Below are 15,747 nucleotides of genomic sequence, written 5' to 3' on the forward strand. Positions count from 1 at the left end.
TCGGTTAAAGTGGAGCCGGTCGAGCGAACGGAGCACTGGGAAGTGAGCGACGTCGACGTGGTCATCAACGCCCTGCGCGTCGGGCACGACAGCCTTGCCGCAGTGGTCCGCGGGTTCGACGAAGACGATCTGTCCCGGCGCTCGGGCGCGTCCGACTGGGACGTCTCGCAGGTTCTCGGACACTTGGGGAGCGGCGCCGAGATCGCGCGATCCGTGATCCTGGCCGCCCTCGACGGCTGCGTCGGCCTCGGAGACGGCTTCAACTTCGCGGTGTGGGACCGGTGGAACGCCATGTCCCGGCAGGTGCGCGCCCGTTCCTTCCTGCGGGCGAACGAATCCCTCGTGGCGCTCTATGAGTCCCTGGACGTCGGCACCCGCGCGCGGCTCCGCGTGGACCTGGGCTTCCTGACCGAGCCGTTCGACGTGGTGGCGGGCACCGCGCGGCTGCGTCTGAGTGAGTTCACCCTGCACTCGTGGGACGTGCGCGTCGCCTTCGACGAGCATGCCACGCTGGATCCGGCGGCCACCGCCATACTGCTGCACGGCAAGCCGAACCTGCTCCCCTGGATCAGCGAGACAGAAGGGCTGAAGGGCCTGCGAGCGGTGATCCAGGTCAACACGACCGATCCCGCGTCCACGTTCGCGCTGCGCCTCCAGGCGCCGGTCAGCGTGGACTTCGACGTACCCGACCGGCCCGACGGCACACTCACCCTGCCCGCTGAGGCATGGGTGCGGCTGGTCGCCGGTCGGCTCACACCCCGGAATTCCCCCGCTGGGGTGGAGTCGGCCGGCGCCGCTGATCTTGGTCTGCTCCGGGCGGTTTTCCCGGGCTACTGACCGAGCAGGCCGGGCCGATGACGCTGGACGTGTGTTGGCCAACGACTACGATGTTCGGTGTGGACGATCTCATCTCGCAGCTTCAGTTCGTTGGTATGTCGGGTTACGAGGCTAAGGCGTATATCGCGCTGATCTCGGCGGGTGAGGCGCTGAACGGGTATGAGGTGGCCAAGCGCTCCGGAGTCCCGCGCAGCACGGTGTATGAGATTCTCGGCAAGCTCACGGCCCGGAACGCGGCGTACGAGGTCAAGGGCGAGGGCGGTGCGACGGCGTATGTGCCGATGCCTCCGAACATGTTGCTGAGTCGGATCCGTCGGGAGACGGAGGCTTCGCTGGATGGTCTGGAGCGTTCGCTGCGGCATGTGACGACGCAGCAGACGACGCATCTGACGCATCCGCTGGGTGGCCGTAAGCAGTTGATCGAGCGGTGTGAGGATCTGATCGGTGCGGCGCAGCAGAGTCTGCTGCTGTTCGCGTGGCCGGACGAGTATGCGGAGCTGGTGCCGTTGCTGCGGCAGGCGGCCGGCAACGGCGTCCGGGTGGAGACGGTGTACTCCAGTCTGGTCGAGCCGGAGGAGCCGGTCGGTTACACGGTGTTGCACCGGACGACGAACGACGTGGAGGCGCTCGCCAGTCTGGGCTGCCGGTTGTTGATCGTCGGGATGGACAACGAGCAGGTTGTCATCGGTGGTCTGGTGGAGGACGAGGCCTGGGGGGTGTTCGCGGACGATCCGGCCATCGTGCTGGTCGCGACCGAACTGGTCCGCTACGAGCTGAGCATGCAGCTGGTGCTGTCCAAGCTCGGGGTCGAGCGGGAGGCGCGGGAGGTGCTCACCACCGATCCCGAGGTGCAGCGCTTTAGGACGCCGGGACGCGCCGCGGCCCTGCTGCAGCGCCTGAACCAGTCGGCCTTCACCGTCGAACCGTCCCGAGAACCGCTGCGGCCGGCCGGACCCCGCCGCGGCGGCGACACGGCCGGACGGCAGGCAACGGCTCGCCGGAAGGGTCCGCGCACAGGCTCCTGAACCCCCCTCTGAACGTTCCCGAAGCGGACGGCCCCCGGCCCAAGGCCGGACATCCTGTGCCCGCGTTCGTCGTTTGTAGCCTAACTATGCACTGGTGCAACGATTCTCCGCACTCCGCGACCGTGCCCGAAGTGACCGAGCCCGCCCTGCGGTTCCACGCGCCCATCGATCGTTGAGACTGGGACGTGGTTCCTTCGATGATCACGTCCAACTGCAGTCTGGCGACGGTGTTCCGGTTTCCTCAACTGGGACCGGGGCCAGAACAACGGCTGGGGCATCGCCTCTTTCATCGGCACCTACCGCTCCAACGACGCGAGCCTGAGCTCGTACCTCATCACCGAGCCCGCGCCGCACGGCGACGCGACCGCCCGAGCGCTCCGCCGGCTGCCTGACCGGACACGAGACAGATATCTCCACACATCGCACCGACGAGGTGGCCGCGTTCCGGCCGTGCTTCGGTCAGGCATGCTTACGCGGAGGGAGGCGCGGTCATCAGCACCGGAGGCGTTCTGGCCTCGCTCGCGGGCGGTGAGTTGTGCCGGGATCGCCGGCATGTGGGCCGTGGGTCTAGCCGCGGCGGTGCTGATCCTGGAACCGGCACGCGCTGCCGCCGTCATGTCCGCGAAGCCATCCTGATCACCGGCGGCACCTCCGGCGCAGGGCCCGGCCCTCCACCCGCCATGGCGACAACGTCATCGTCGTCGGCCCACGCGGAGGAGTGCTCGACCGGATCTAGACGCCGGGAGCCGTTGGTGTCTCCTTCCGGTCGCGGGCCGCGTGGCGGGGCAGGAACATCGCGGGGATGATGATCACCGCCGTGAGCGCGAAGGCGACCCAGAACGCGAAACCGAACGAGTCGGCCAGGAGCGGCCCGACAACCGACATCTGCTCCGGCGGAACCGAGCTGATCTGGTCGGCCCCGCCGCCGGACGCCTGGACACCCTGCGAGGTGAGTCGGTCGGTGAACTGCTGCGTCAGTGCCGTCACCAGCAGGGCGCTGCCGAGCGACGCGCCGACCTGCTGGATGGCGGACAGTGTCGGCGCCGCCCGCGAGACCGCGTCCTTGCTGAGCTTCGTGTAAGCGGCGGCGATCGTCGGCATCATCACCGACCCGAGCCCCATGCCGCGCACGAACAGCGCTGCGCTCAGCCAGGCGTACGAGGTGTCGACGCCCACCTGCGTGAACGGGAAGGTGCCGAGCAGCGCGAGCACGATGCCGACGGGCACCACATAGCCTGCGCCGATCCGGTCGGTGAGCCTGCCCCCGATCACCATCGCCACGATCGCGCCGAGGCCCTGCGGGGCGAGCAGCAGGCCGGCGTTCAGCGCGCCTTCGCGGCGGACGGTCTGGTAGTACAGCGGAAGCAGCAGCATGCCGCCGAACATCCCGATGGCGACCAGGAAGATCGCCACGGTACCGCTGGCGAACAGCCGGTCCGCCAGCAGGCGGACATCGATGATTGACGCGGCTCCCCTGCTCAGGCTGTGCCAGGTGTACAGGACCAGGCCGGCGGCGCCGCCGATGAGCCACCCGAGCACGCTCCATTCGCCGAAGCCGCCGTGCGAGCTGGCCTGGGAGAGCCCGTAGAGCAGGGAGGCGAGGGTGCCGGAAAGCAGCACGAGGCCGCGCAGGTCGAGGCGGCCGGGCTCGGTCAGGGCGCCGCCGGCGGGCAGCTTCCATACCGCGAGTGCGACGGCGAGGACACCGACGGGGACGTTGACCAGGAAGATCCACTGCCAGCTCGTGTACTCGACGAGCAGACCGCCGATCACGGGACCGAACACCGGCCCCAACAGCATGGGTACGCCCAGGATGCTCATCGCGCGTCCCAGGCGTTGCGGACCTGCGGCCCTGGTGATGATCGCCTGTCCACCGGGCAGCAGCATTCCGCCGCCGAGTCCCTGCATCACCCGGAACGCGATCAGGCTCTCGATCGACCAGGAGATCGCGCAGAGGGCCGAACCCGCTACGAAGAGCGTCACGGAGGTGATCCATGTCGCCTTCGCTCCGAACCGGTCCATGGCCCAGCCGGTGAGTGGGATGACCAGCCCCACCGCGAGCAGATAGCCGGTGATCACCCACTGGGTGGTGGACAGCGGCGCGTCGAGCTTTGTGCTCAACGTGTCCAGGGCCACGTTCACGATCGTGGAGTCGAGGACCACCATGATCATTCCGGACACGACGACGAGCCCGGTGACGATGACACTGCGATCGAGTTTTTCCGGCTGTTGGACGGTGGTGCTTGCCATGCCGGCTCCAAGTGACTGGGAGTGTCGAGGAAATGGGGCGGGTGATCAGTCGAAGAGGGTCGCTGCGCTGTCGAAGGCCCGCATGTAGTGGTCGACCAGGCTCGTCTTCGGGTCGGCGACGAAGTTGTGGAGCGCCAGGTCGAACAGCGCCAACGTCACCGTGGCGACCGCTCGCCCCCGGAGCGGATCGGCGTCCGGGCCCTCGCGGGTCAGGATCGCTTCGGCGAAGAACGTGGTGACCTTGCCGAACCGTTCGTGCATCGCCTTGTGCAACCGGACGTCCGAGGCGATCAGCCGTCGGACGCGTTCCACGTCACCCGGCTCGCTGTCCTTGCTTTCCAGCAGCGCGCCCACGATCGCCCTGACGTCGTCCCCGAGCCGGCCGGTCGGCCCGCCGGCCAGGAACTCGGAGAACAGCGCAGGGTCCGGATCGGGCGGCACACCGAGGATCGCGTCCAGCTTCCCGGGCACGTAATTGAACAGCGTCCGTCTCGACACCCCGGCGCACTCGGCGACATCGTCCATCGTGAATCCGTCGATGCCGCGCTCCTCGGCGAGCGCCTGGGCGCAAGCAGTGATGCGTGCCGCGACCCACTTCCGCCTCAACGTGATTGCACTTTCCTTCATAAATGCAAGCCTTGCACGCCGACTCCTGTAGTGCAATCGAGTCGAAGGTGGCAGGCCCTTCTGGGAACTTTCTGAGAGGAGGCCGGAGACTCCGTCGGTGCGTACTGCGTGACCTGGGACGCTCTCCCGCCGACTCTCAGAAATCTCCCAGAACCTCTCGGGGGCGTCGTAGCCGGGACCGCCAAGGTGTGCGAGTCCCCATGGCACGCGGCGTCGTAATTCCCCCGTCGGCGCCGCGTGCTCCCCTGTGAGCGAGCGGAGAGTTTCCCGCATGGCTGCCACCACGCCCCGTGTTCAGAGTCGGACTGTTGCAAGTCCACGGTCGCGGAACAGTCCGCGGCCTCGAGACGGTCAGAGGCCAGGCAACGGCCCGCAGCCGGGCGGCAAGCGGCAGTCCCAGCGGCGCACCGTGCCAGTGGGGTTGATCGGTCCGTGGCAGAACGCGGCGGAAGGAGCGGCTGCCGCCTTGTGCGCACTGGTCGCGATGGCGACCGTGTCCGTACTCGCGCTCGCATTGCTCGGCGCGAGTTCCTTCGGATCGCTGTGGCGTCTGACAATGACCGTGACGGCCATGGCCGTCGGGGGCCCGGTCACCGTGGGCCCGGATCCCTCCGCCGACTCCGGCTCGACGGACGCGCTGACCTCCATGTTCGGCGGCGGTGGAATGGGAGCGTCGATGACCGGTGCGGCCCATGTGGTGCCGCTTGGCGTGACGATGACCGGTGCCGTCGTCCTCTGGCTCGCCTTCTCCCGACGGCTGCGTCAAGGGCGACAACGACGGTTCACCGGCGGCGAAGTGGCCGTCCGGACAGCTGGAGCGGCTGCCGCGGCCATGGTCACGTTCATGATCGTGGCGGGCCTCGGTCACGGATCGGCCACCCTGCCCGAGGGGGCGATGTCCGGGATGAGGCCAGGAGAAGACCAGTCCGCGGAAGGCATGGGTGGTCTCATGGGCGGTGGCGGTGCGGGGGCGCAGTCGATGGCGTACGAGGTGAATGCAGGGCTGGCAGGCCTGGGCGCGTTGCTGTGGGTGGCCGTCGTGATCGGCACAGGGTGCTTGATCAGCCGCCGGGGGCGGCTGCCGTTGGGCGGTGCGCTCGACAAGCTGCGCACCGACTGGGGGCGGAGCCTCTCGGCTGTCGTCCGCGCGGTTCTCGTCCTGGCCGCCCTGCCGACGGTGACCGTGGCATTCGTCGGGGCGGTGGTCGGGGGCCGGGCGGGCTCGGCAGCGGGCGCCGCCTTGTTGGTCGCCCCGAATGCCCTGGTGGTGTTCCTGACCTTGGGCGTCGGTTCCTCGTGGACGGCCGCGATGCACCAGGTGCAGAGCGACGGCAGCAATCCGATGGCCGCTCTCATGGGGGGAATGGCCGACACCGGCGGGATGGGGGACACACAACAACCCGACCGCGTCGAACATCTGAGGTCCTTGTCGGTGGCCGGCTGGCCGCTGTGGCTTGTGGCTCTCACGGTGACCGGCCTCATCCTGGTCGCCTGTGCCTGCCGGGCAGCTCGGACGACCCACTCCCGCCGAAAGCGGCCAATGCTCCCCTACCGGGGCCCGCTGGCCGGGCACTTCGTCATGGCCGAGCGGCTCGGTGTGGTCACCGCCGTGGTCCTGGGCCTGGCGACCTGGGAGGTCGGGGCGTCCGGAAACTTCGGCATCAGCATGTTCGGCAGCGAAATGGGAGGCATGCGGGCCGAGTTGAGCGGCAGTGTGCTGACGACGGTCGGCTTCGGGCTCCTCATCGGTGCGGCAGCGGGGTTCGCCGGAAGCCTGCTGTCCGTGGTGCGCGGTGGCCGTCTCGTCGGCAGCGTCGCCGGATTCACCGGAGCCCTGCTGTCCACAGTGCGTGGCCGTGGCGTGCGCTGACGCCGGGCTTTACGCGGTGACAACAGCCCCCTTCGTATCCTGCCCGGCAGCATTCCGGCCGCCGTGGGTCCCGTGACTTCCGTCGCACGTTCCAGTCCGGCAGAGCCGGGAGCCTGTTCCCGCTCGCCTGGAGGCATCTTTTGACATCTGTTGAGCGCTCCGTCCTGCCCGGTACCGGAGTTGGAAGCGACCCGGCGGTGATGGACACGGGCGTGAACCTGTTGATCGTGGATGATGAGCCCACCGTCCGAGAACTGTTGTGCGCGGCCCTGCGGTACGCCGGTTTCACCGTCGCTGCGGCCGGGACGGGCCAGGAGGCCCTGGACCGTGCGCACGAGGTCGCGCCGGATCTGGTGCTGCTGGACGTGATGCTGCCCGATCTGGACGGCTTCGAAGTGATCCGGCGACTGCGCGAGCGGCACCGCCCGGCCGCGGGAACCCGTACCGCGCACATCCCAGTCATGTTTCTCACTGCTCGTGACGCGACCCGGGACAAGGTCGAGGGACTCGTGCTGGGCGGTGACGACTACGTGACCAAGCCGTTCGACCTCCAGGAGCTGATCGCCCGCATCCGGGCCGTGCTACGACGCACCAGCGGCGCCCCTACCGGCCTGCTGCGCGTGGCCGACCTGGAACTCGACCCCGACGCGGTCCAGGTGGCACGCGGGGGCGAGCCGCTGCGCTTGTCACCCACGGAGTTCCGTCTGCTGCATCACCTGATGAGCAACGCTGGGCGCACGGTCGCCAAACCGCAGATCCTCCAGAGGGTGTGGGACTACGACTTCAACGGCGACACCGGCATCGTCGACACCTACATCAGCTATCTGCGCCGCAAGATCGACAACGGTGGTCCCAAACTCATCCACACCGTGCACGGTGTCGGCTACGTACTGCGCGGCCCCAGGTCATGACCCGGCACCGGCGCGTGCGTGTCTTGTGGGCGCGAGCATCCCTGCGCAATCGGGTGTTGGTGCTGGCCGTCGCCCTGCTGACGGCTGGGTTCACGGCGTTCTCTCTGGTCACCGGCAATGCGTTGCGCGGGTACATGGAGGATCGCGTCGATTCCCAACTCCGTGCGACCGCCCAGGTGTTCGCTGTCCTGCCGCCCACGATGGCGCAGAACGGAGCGGACCGGGATCCGCCGGCGCGGGTGAGCGAGTTCCGCGCCGACATCCTGGGCAACCCGGTCATCACCTATGTCGCGGCGGACGGCGCCATCGAGAACAGCATCGACTCCGTCGGGTCACAGCACCGGGCCGGAGAGGCGCGGGGCCCGGCTCTTTCGCGTCTGGACGTGGCCGCAGTCGCCGCCCGCGGTGGCCGCCCCTTCACCGTCGGCAGTACGGAGGGGGACACACGTTGGCGAGTGATCGCGGTGCCGAGGGTGACGCGTGCCGTGCTGCCGGGAGGCACGGTGACGTCGGCCTCCGGCTCCGGCAGCGTGGTCGTGGCGACGTCGATGGAGCAGGTGGACGGCACGGTGGGTCGTATGTGGGAGAACTACCGCACCACCGGGCTCGCTCTGCTCGCGGTCCTGGCCGTAGCGGGTTGGTTCGCCGTGCGGTCCGGGCTGCGGCCGCTGTCCCGTGTCGAGCAGACGGCAGCCGAGATCGCCGGCGGTGACCTCTCCCGCCGGGTTCCCGAACTGGCTGGTCCGAACACGGAGCTGGGACGTCTTGCCACGGCGCTGAACGGCATGCTCGGCCAGTTGGAGGCCGCGTTCGCTGCCCGTGCCGAGTCCGAGGCCCGGATGGGCCGCTTCGTAGCCGACGCCAGCCACGAGTTGCGCACGCCGCTCGCCGGCATCAAGGGCCTCACCGACCTCCACGGCATGGGTGCCCTCGCGGACCGAGAGGACATCGACGCCACGATGGCCCGCATCGCGCGTGAGTCCGAGCGCCTCACCCGCCTTGTCGAGGACATGCTTCTGCTGGCTCGTCTCGACGAAGACGCGCTCAAAGCCACGGGGCAACCCACGGCCGGTCGCGCGCCGGGCGACGCGTCGAACCTCGACCTAGCCCCCACCGACCTGCGCACGCTCGCGGCGGACGCCCTGCACGACGTACGTGCCCTGGACGCGGCGCGGACCGTCACGCTCACCGGTCCGGCAGGCGACACCCCACCGGCCTCCGCGCCGGCCCTCGCCGATGAGGCTCGGCTGCGCCAGGTGGTGACCAACTTGGTCGGCAACGCCGTCTCCCACACACCGGCCGGTACGCCCATCCGCATCGGCGTGGGCGTCATCGCCGACCACGCGGTCCTGGAAGTGGCCGACGAGGGGCCGGGGCTGACCCCGGGCCAGCGAGCCCGCATCTTCGAGCGCTTCTACCGCGCCGACACCTCCCGCACCCGTGCCACCGGGGGCGCCGGTCTCGGTCTCTCCATCGCGCACTCTCTGGCCACCGCTCACGCAGGCACGATTGAGGTCGAATCCGTCCCCGGCCAGGGGGCGACCTTTCGGCTTTCGCTGCCCCTGCTGGCTCATGAGCAGACACCGGTCGATCCCTCCGAAGCGGAAACGCTCCAGGAGGGGAACGGAGACGGTCCGCAGGGCCTGGTCGCGCACCGGTCGCGTGTTACGTGGTGAGCCCGCAGCAGCCCCGGTCAGCCGCTGGGGGCGCCGCCCGGAGGGGGCATCGGTCGTGACAGGTCACCTGGTCGCAGGGGCATCACGCTGGAGGCGTAGGTGATCATCTGGTCGATCGGGACCTTCATCGTGCCGGTGTTCACCGTCGCTGGAACTCGCTGACGCCATCGGCGGTGACGAGCCAGGGGCCAACGGGGCAGAAGGTGTCGTAGGACGTGCGGCGAGTGAGGTCGCTGTCACCGCGGAGGGCGAGACCTGTTCCTGGTGGCCCGACTCGCCAGACGCGGAGGCAGCCGGTTCCACCAAAAGACCGTCTGGGCCGAGCAGACGATCGGCGCCGGCTCCGAGCCGCAATTTGACCCTGCCGACGTCTGGGACGCGGAGGAGATCCAGGACCTGTTGTTGGCCGGTCCCCGCCTGCTGACCGGCAGCAGGCGTATGGCACGATGCGCGGGACGGATGCGGAGGAACTCCGGTGCGGGCGGAACGGCCCAACTCCGGGGCGGGCCCGCCACTGTAACCGGGGAGCCGCCTCCCGCGCATGGCCACTGGCAACCGGCGTGAGCCGACCGCTGGGAAGGCCGGGAGTCGGCGTCGGACACCAGGTCGTACGGCCGCGTACCGAGATCCGGGAGCCAGGATATTCCGCCCGTCCCGCGGCCAGGCACCTCCCGCCCAGGCACGGTCCGTCACGGTGGCGTGGAAAACCGCCGACATCGGAAGGTGTTCCTTCGTGATGCCCGCACCCGGCTTCGAGCCGGTCTCTTCGTCGTCCCTGGCCGAAGGCCTGCTGCTCGACAGCACACTGGCCGCCATTACCCCCGCGGACCCCGGCGCCCTCGCCGCGGCCCGTGACCGGCAGAACAGGCTGTCCAAGCCGCCCGGGTCGCTGGGATTCCTGGAGGACGTGTCGATACGACTGTCGGGCCTGGCCGGCGTCTGCCCGCCGCCGATGCCCGAGCCCGCCGCAGTCGCCGTCTTCGCCGCCGACCACGGTGTCCACGCCCAGGGCGTCAGCGCCTGGCCGCAGGAGGTGACGGCTCAGATGGTCAACAACTTCCTGGCCTCGGGCGGTGCCGTGAACGCTTTCGCCGCGCAGTTCGGAGCCGAGGTGGTCGTGGTGGACGTGGGCGTGGCGACTCCGGTGCCAGATGGGGAGGGCGCGTCGGACGGACTGCTGCACCGCAGGATCCGGGGTGGGACCGCGGACATGACCCTTGGGCCCGCGATGACCAGACAGGAGGCCGTCCGCGCCATCGAGGTCGGCATCGGCGTCGCCGACGAACTCGTGGACCGTGGCAGCCGTTGCCTGCTGACCGGCGACATGGGCATCGCCAACACCACGGCGTCCGCGGCGCTCATCGCCGCCTTCACCGGTGCCGACCCGGACGAGGTCACCGGCCATGGAGCGGGCGTCGACGAGCCGACCCGTCGGCGCAAGGCACAGGTGGTGAGCACGGCTCTCGCACGGCATCAGCCGGACCCTCGCGACCCCATCGGCGTGGTGTCGGCGGTCGGCGGTCTGGAACACGCCGCGCTCGCCGGGTTCGTACTGGCCGCCGCCGCGCACCGGGTCCCGGTGATCCTGGACGGTGTGATCGCCGCGGCGGCGGCGCTGGTCGCGGCGGCATTGTCTCCGGCCGCCCTGGACGTCTGTGTGGCGGGACACCGCTCGGTCGAGCCGGGGCACGCCATCGCCCTGCGGCATCTCCACCTGCATCCCCTGGTCGACTTGGGGCTGAGGCTCGGCGAAGGCACCGGCGCCTTGTTGGCCTTGCCCCTCGTCCAGGCGGCGGTCCGTGCCCTGCGTGACATGGCCACCTTCGACTCTGCCGGGGTCTCCGAGAAGAACGCCTGACACGCCGGGCAGGCCCGAGCCCGAGGTCGTGGGGGGGAACATCACGGCTTCGGGCTCGCAGAGCGACCGGCCCGCGCTCTGATGCGGAGGGGCATCAGAGCGTCGACGCCGGCGATCGACGTCCCGTTTCGGGGGCGGCCAACAGTCGGAGGCAGGGTCAGTTGCCGCTGATCGTGGCCGCCGTGGAGCGCAGGGCCCGGGCGGTGCGGCGGAGGTCGGCGTGGAGCAGCCGACCCGCGGACTTCATCACCCGTCCCGCGACGATGACCGTGTCCACGTTCTGCGGGTTCGCCGACTGGACCACGGCCGCGATCGGATCGCGTTCGGCGGTGAGCATGTCGAGGTCCTCCAGGCGGAGCAGGACGACATCGGCCTGCTTGCCGGGGCGCAGCGAACCGATCCGGTCGTCGAGCCCCAGCGCGGAGGCGCCGTCGATCGTGGCCATCCGCAGGACGTCCTTGGCGGTCAGCGGGGCGTCGTCGGTGACCTGGCTGGCGAGCAGCGCCGCCCGCATGAGGGAGAACATGTCGCCGGGGACGGAGGACACCGCGTCGACGCCGAGGCCAGCGGTGACACCGAGGCGCTGGAAGCGGCTGGAGACGGGCGCGCCGACGCGCATCCCGGCCTCGGAGCTGGGCGCGGCGGCGGCCTTGCCGCCCGAGTCGCTGATCAGCTTGATCTCGCTGTCGGAGAGCGAATTGCCGTGCACGTAGAGCGTGTTGGGGCGCAGCAGACCGCGCTCCTTCAGTGCGGCGATGGGCGTCTGCGTGACGGGGCCGGCGCTGACGTGGAAGGTCAGGGGGAGGCCCAGTTCGTCCGCCATACGCCATTCCTCGATCACCGTCTGGATCGGTGTGAAGGAAGGGCCGAGCGGACCGTAGGCCATGGTGACGAGTGCCTTGTCGTCAGACAGGCGCTTGGTGCGGACCCTGCGGACATCCGCGAGGTCGGCGGCCGGTCCGATCGGGGCGCCGTAGGCGAACACCGCGCGCAGACCTGCCGCCTGCATTGCGTCGAGGGCCGCGTCGGCATGGTCGGGCGAGTACAGGCCGTGGTTGTAGTCGAGCTGGGTGGTGACCCCGGAGTTGAGGCTCTCCAGCAGGCCGGCCAGGGTCGCGTTGTACATGTCCTGGGGGCGCAGCCGCGGGCCGTACTGGCCCAGGACGCCGAGGTAGGCGTTGAGGTCGAGGCCCACGGTCGAGGTGCGCAGCGCCGACAGCCACACGTGGCGGTGGGTGTCGACGAAGCCCGGAAGCACGATCCGGTCGGTGGCGTCGATGACGGTGGCGCCGCCCGCGCGGAGGTTGCGGCCGACGGCGGTGATCCGGCCTCTCTCGATCAGGACGTCGGTACCGGCGTGGGCGACCGGCTGAGGCTCGGTGTCGATCACATGACCGTTGCGCAGCAGGATGCGGGTGTTCGACAGGTGCGCCGGGCCGGTGTGCCGACTCCTGGAGGGTGCCGCGATCGCCGGTGATGACGAGAGGGCGGCGGCCGCGGCGGCTGCCCCCGTCAGGACGGTTCGGCGAGGCAGATGCATGGTGGAACTCCGTTGTCTGGGGACGTTGGCGGGGGAGGGGGACGTCGCTTGCGGCGGCGCTGCCTTGGGGCGCCGTCCGCTGGCCTGGACGTCACGGATGAAGCTAAGCGGACAGTCGTCCGGTAGCTGGGGAGAACGTACCGGACGACTGTCCGGTTGGCAAGAGTGAAGGAATTGAGCTTCTCGCGTGGGGCGCGCTTGCCGTTCAAGCGGGGGGCCGGGTATCGTTCCTGGTAGTGGACAGTTGTCCGCTTTGCTCGGTGCCGTGAACCCGCCGAGACGGAATGGTCGAGGAACGCAGGCTCGGCAGGGTCGACATCGAGATCATGCGCATGAGCTCGGACCGGGCGTAGATGGCCCTGGGGGTGTGACCTCGGGCGGGCGCACTCGGTGCGGGCTGCAGGACATGTTTGGTTCATGACAACTACAACCGTCAGGCGTAACGGGTCAGCCCCCTGGGGCTTGTGGACCCGGCTGAGCCGCCCTCCCCATCGAGGAGCACGACACCATGTCTCACTCGCCCCACCTGCCCGAACCCGGCCACAGCCCTGTGGGCACCATCGACTCGCTCGACGGCCTGCACGCCGACCTGGCTCGGCGGCACAAGGCGACGGAAAGCAGTGGAACCGCAGTCCCTGAAGCCGTGGTCGATGCCGACTTCGCCGCCCTGCGACGGGACGGATACGTCATCCTGGACAACTTGCTCACCGAAGCGGAGTGCCAGGACATCCGGGCGGCCGTGACGCCTCTGCTGGACAGGACCGGCCGTAACACCTTCGAGGGCCGGCTGACGCAGCGCCTCTACAGCGTCCTCGACAAGACCCGGGCCTGTGACCGGCTGGTCGACCATCCGCGCGTGCTGGCCCTTCTGGACCGGCTGCTCATGCCGAACTACCTGCTCTCACAGCTCCAGGTCATCAATATCCTCCCCGGGGAGAACCCCCAACTTCTGCACCCCGACGACGGCATGTACCCCATTCCCCGTCCCCGGCCGCCGCTGAGCGCGGCCACGGTATGGGCGATCGACGCCTTCACGGAGGACAACGGAGCCACCGTGGTCCTGCCGGGAAGCCAGCTCTGGGGTGACCGTCGGCCGGAGGACGGCGACGCCCGAGTGAAGGCCGTTATGTCACCCGGCTCATGCGTCTTCTTCGTCGGCACTCTGTGGCACGGAGGCGGCGCCAACGCCTCCGACCGCGCTCGACTGGCCGTCACGGCCCAGTACTGTGAGCCATGGCTCAGGCCGCAGGAGGCGTTCACCCTTTCCACCACCAGGGACACTGTGCGAGCGGTGACCGAGGACATCCGCCGGATGCTCGGCTACAGCATCCATCCGCCCTTCCTCGGGATGGTCGACGGCATGCACCCCAAGCGCCTGCTCGACGGCTCGTCCTGAGCGCGGTCCCTCTTGGTGTCCGACCGGAATGGCCGGCGGCGGATCGAGTGGCGGTGGCGTGGTGGAACCGGTGCTGCGTCAGTGGCCCGGCGCGGCGGCCGGGCGTGTCGGGATCGCGTCGAGGGCGGCGAGAGTCTCCTCGTCCAGGGTGATCGCGCCCGCCGCCAGGTTCGCTACGAGATGGCTGGTGTCGGTGGTGCCCGGGATGAGCAGTACGTTGGGGGATCGGTGCAGCAGCCAGGCCAGGCCGACCTGCGCCGGGGCGCACCCCAGCTTCTCGGCCGCGGCGAGCACAGCCGGCTCGTCGGTCACCTTCGGTCGACCCGGGAACGCGCCGCCGAGGGGGAAGTACGGCACCCAGGCGATCTCCTCGTCCGCGCAGAACTGGGCCATGTCTTCGTCCTCGCGCGACACGAGGCTGTAGGGGTTCTGCACACAGACGATGCCCGCGGGCAGGCCGCGGCGCAGAACGTCCAGCGTCACGCTGCTCAGCCCGATCGCACCTATCTTGCCCTCCTCGCGCAACGCGATCATTTCCGCGAGCTGGTCGTCGAGGTCGACGATCTGGTCGTCCGGGACGGGGACCCCCGTGTGACCCCCATCCACGCGACGGAGGTTCACCACCGGGATCTGCTCCCGCTGGAGCGTGGCGAGCTCGGTCTCGATCTCGGCCCGCAGCTCCTCGGGCCGCTGCGCCAGACGCACCGGCACCGGGCCGTCGGGGTCGGCGGTGGCGCCGACCTTGCTCACGGTCAGGACGTCGTCCTGACCGTGAAGCGCTTCGCGGAGTACGTCGTTGACAAAGCCGTTGCCGTAGAACTGGGCAGTGTCCACGTGGTCGACGCCGAGGTCGATCGCCTGGCGGACGAGGGTGACGGCGGCGCTGCGGTCGCCCTGTAGACGCGCCAGCTGCATCGCGCCATACCCGACGCGCGACACGGTACGACCGGCCAGCGAACCAATGCCACCGGGGCGCGAGGCTCCGGCAGGAGCGGCTTCGGAGGAGGGGGTGCCTGCGGACGTCATGGCTACCTGCTCTCATGGGAAAATGACGAAAGCGGAGGAGTCTCCGTTACGTTCACCGTAGCACTACCGGAGGAGCCTCCGTTTTGAGTCCGCCCGAAGCGTCACCGGCCCGCAAGTCGGGCGGAACGTCCGATGTCGGCGGTCGGCCGACCCGCCGCGATGCGCAGCGCAACCGCGAAAAGCTCATCGCCACCGCCCAGGCCGCCTTCGCGGCGGCCGACGGTCCCGTCGCGCTGGAGGCGATCGCCCGCCAGGCCGGAGTCGGGATCGGGACCCTGTACCGCCACTTCCCCACCCGCGAAAGCCTCGTTGACGCCGTCTACGCAAGCGAATTGGCAGACGTCACGGCGAGTGTCTCCGCCCTGCTGGCACAGCACCCTGCCGATGTCGCGTTCCGGGCCTGGATGGGCCGCTATGCCACCTTTGTTGCCACCAAGCACGGGATGATGGAAACACTGCGGGCAGGGTTCGCTGCCGGACGTATCGCACCTCCCTCGCGGGAGCGCGTCACCGCGGCGATCGCCGAGTTCCTGGAGCGGGGCGCCGCGGCCGGCGTCCTCCGGCCGGACGTCGACCCCGACGACGTCACCGCGATGCTCGTCGGCGTCTTTTTCGCCATCGCGGCCGACGCCCCCAGGGAGCAGGTCGATCGCCTGCTCGACCTCGTCTGTGACGCGCTCAGGCCACGGGGGAGCGGTGCTGCGGGGTGAGGGTCCACCCCATTCGAGGCA

Annotated in this window: 12 protein-coding genes and 1 riboswitch; of the genes, 8 read left to right on the plus strand and 4 right to left on the minus strand. The window is 69.6% G+C overall.

The window, feature by feature from the left end:
• Positions 1-42 precede the first annotated feature (42 nt).
• A complete protein-coding gene (locus SSP08S_RS17155) occupies positions 43-837 on the plus strand; it encodes a maleylpyruvate isomerase family mycothiol-dependent enzyme (RefSeq protein WP_019068840.1) in 795 nt (264 codons plus the stop codon).
• A 50-nt stretch (positions 838-887) separates the two neighbouring features.
• Positions 888-1,862: a TrmB family transcriptional regulator gene (locus tag SSP08S_RS55415; RefSeq protein ID WP_019068841.1), complete on the plus strand. Its 975-nt coding sequence runs from the start codon at positions 888-890 to the stop codon at positions 1,860-1,862.
• 732 nt (positions 1,863-2,594) lie between these two features.
• Here SSP08S_RS55415 and SSP08S_RS17165 read toward each other — a convergent pair.
• A complete protein-coding gene (locus SSP08S_RS17165; protein ID WP_019068842.1) occupies positions 2,595-4,112 on the minus strand; it encodes an MDR family MFS transporter in 1,518 nt (505 codons plus the stop codon).
• A 45-nt stretch (positions 4,113-4,157) separates the two neighbouring features.
• A complete protein-coding gene (locus SSP08S_RS58200; protein ID WP_051105916.1) occupies positions 4,158-4,739 on the minus strand; it encodes a TetR/AcrR family transcriptional regulator in 582 nt (193 codons plus the stop codon).
• A 415-nt stretch (positions 4,740-5,154) separates the two neighbouring features.
• On the opposite strand from SSP08S_RS58200, the gene SSP08S_RS17175 reads away from it, so the two are divergent.
• From SSP08S_RS17175 to cobT, 4 genes are all read left to right on the plus strand, one after another.
• Complete coding sequence (locus SSP08S_RS17175; protein WP_281176148.1) at positions 5,155-6,609, plus strand: streptophobe family protein; 1,455 nt, start codon at positions 5,155-5,157, stop codon at positions 6,607-6,609.
• A 200-nt stretch (positions 6,610-6,809) separates the two neighbouring features.
• Positions 6,810-7,520: a response regulator transcription factor gene (locus tag SSP08S_RS17180; protein ID WP_019068844.1), complete on the plus strand. Its 711-nt coding sequence runs from the start codon at positions 6,810-6,812 to the stop codon at positions 7,518-7,520.
• Positions 7,517-9,196, plus strand: a complete 1,680-nt coding sequence (locus SSP08S_RS55425; RefSeq protein WP_078532439.1) for a sensor histidine kinase — start codon at positions 7,517-7,519, stop codon at positions 9,194-9,196. The genes SSP08S_RS17180 and SSP08S_RS55425 overlap by 4 nt, the downstream gene beginning before the upstream one ends.
• A 465-nt stretch (positions 9,197-9,661) precedes the next feature.
• A riboswitch (cobalamin riboswitch) is annotated at positions 9,662-9,841 on the plus strand.
• A 91-nt stretch (positions 9,842-9,932) separates the two neighbouring features.
• Positions 9,933-11,054, plus strand: coding sequence for a nicotinate-nucleotide--dimethylbenzimidazole phosphoribosyltransferase (cobT, locus tag SSP08S_RS17195; RefSeq protein ID WP_019068847.1), 1,122 nt, complete (start codon positions 9,933-9,935; stop codon positions 11,052-11,054).
• 157 nt (positions 11,055-11,211) lie between these two features.
• Here the strand turns inward: cobT and SSP08S_RS17200 are convergent, their stop codons facing one another.
• Positions 11,212-12,594, minus strand: coding sequence for an amidohydrolase family protein (locus SSP08S_RS17200; protein ID WP_019068848.1), 1,383 nt, complete (start codon positions 12,592-12,594; stop codon positions 11,212-11,214).
• 508 nt (positions 12,595-13,102) lie between these two features.
• Between SSP08S_RS17200 and SSP08S_RS17205 the strand changes: the two genes are divergently transcribed.
• On the plus strand, positions 13,103-13,990 hold the full coding sequence (locus tag SSP08S_RS17205) for a phytanoyl-CoA dioxygenase family protein (RefSeq protein ID WP_019068849.1): 888 nt from the start codon (positions 13,103-13,105) through the stop codon (positions 13,988-13,990).
• A 78-nt stretch (positions 13,991-14,068) separates the two neighbouring features.
• Here the strand turns inward: SSP08S_RS17205 and SSP08S_RS17210 are convergent, their stop codons facing one another.
• Complete coding sequence (locus SSP08S_RS17210; RefSeq protein WP_026178569.1) at positions 14,069-15,016, minus strand: aldo/keto reductase; 948 nt, start codon at positions 15,014-15,016, stop codon at positions 14,069-14,071.
• 83 nt (positions 15,017-15,099) lie between these two features.
• Here SSP08S_RS17210 and SSP08S_RS17215 point away from each other — a divergent pair, with 83 nt between their 5' ends.
• Positions 15,100-15,726 carry a TetR/AcrR family transcriptional regulator gene (locus SSP08S_RS17215; protein ID WP_019068851.1) on the plus strand — a complete coding sequence of 209 codons (627 nt, stop codon included), beginning with the start codon at positions 15,100-15,102 and terminating at the stop codon, positions 15,724-15,726.
• Positions 15,727-15,747 lie beyond the last annotated feature (21 nt).

The organism is Streptomyces hokutonensis (assembly GCF_000376565.1).
Classification (GTDB): Bacteria; Actinomycetota; Actinomycetes; order Streptomycetales; family Streptomycetaceae; genus Streptomyces; species Streptomyces hokutonensis.

Coding starts and splice junctions, on each gene's coding strand:
- SSP08S_RS55415 (WP_019068841.1), top strand. CDS start 888: ATGTTCGGTGTGGACGATCTCATCTCGCAGCTTCAGTTCGTTGGTATG.
- SSP08S_RS17165 (WP_019068842.1), bottom strand. CDS start 4,112: ATGGCAAGCACCACCGTCCAACAGCCGGAAAAACTCGATCGCAGTGTC.
- SSP08S_RS58200 (WP_051105916.1), bottom strand. CDS start 4,739: ATGAAGGAAAGTGCAATCACGTTGAGGCGGAAGTGGGTCGCGGCACGC.
- SSP08S_RS17180 (WP_019068844.1), top strand. CDS start 6,810: ATGGACACGGGCGTGAACCTGTTGATCGTGGATGATGAGCCCACCGTC.
- SSP08S_RS55425 (WP_078532439.1), top strand. CDS start 7,517: ATGACCCGGCACCGGCGCGTGCGTGTCTTGTGGGCGCGAGCATCCCTG.
- cobT (WP_019068847.1), top strand. CDS start 9,933: ATGCCCGCACCCGGCTTCGAGCCGGTCTCTTCGTCGTCCCTGGCCGAA.
- SSP08S_RS17200 (WP_019068848.1), bottom strand. CDS start 12,594: ATGCATCTGCCTCGCCGAACCGTCCTGACGGGGGCAGCCGCCGCGGCC.
- SSP08S_RS17205 (WP_019068849.1), top strand. CDS start 13,103: ATGTCTCACTCGCCCCACCTGCCCGAACCCGGCCACAGCCCTGTGGGC.
- SSP08S_RS17210 (WP_026178569.1), bottom strand. CDS start 15,016: ATGACGTCCGCAGGCACCCCCTCCTCCGAAGCCGCTCCTGCCGGAGCC.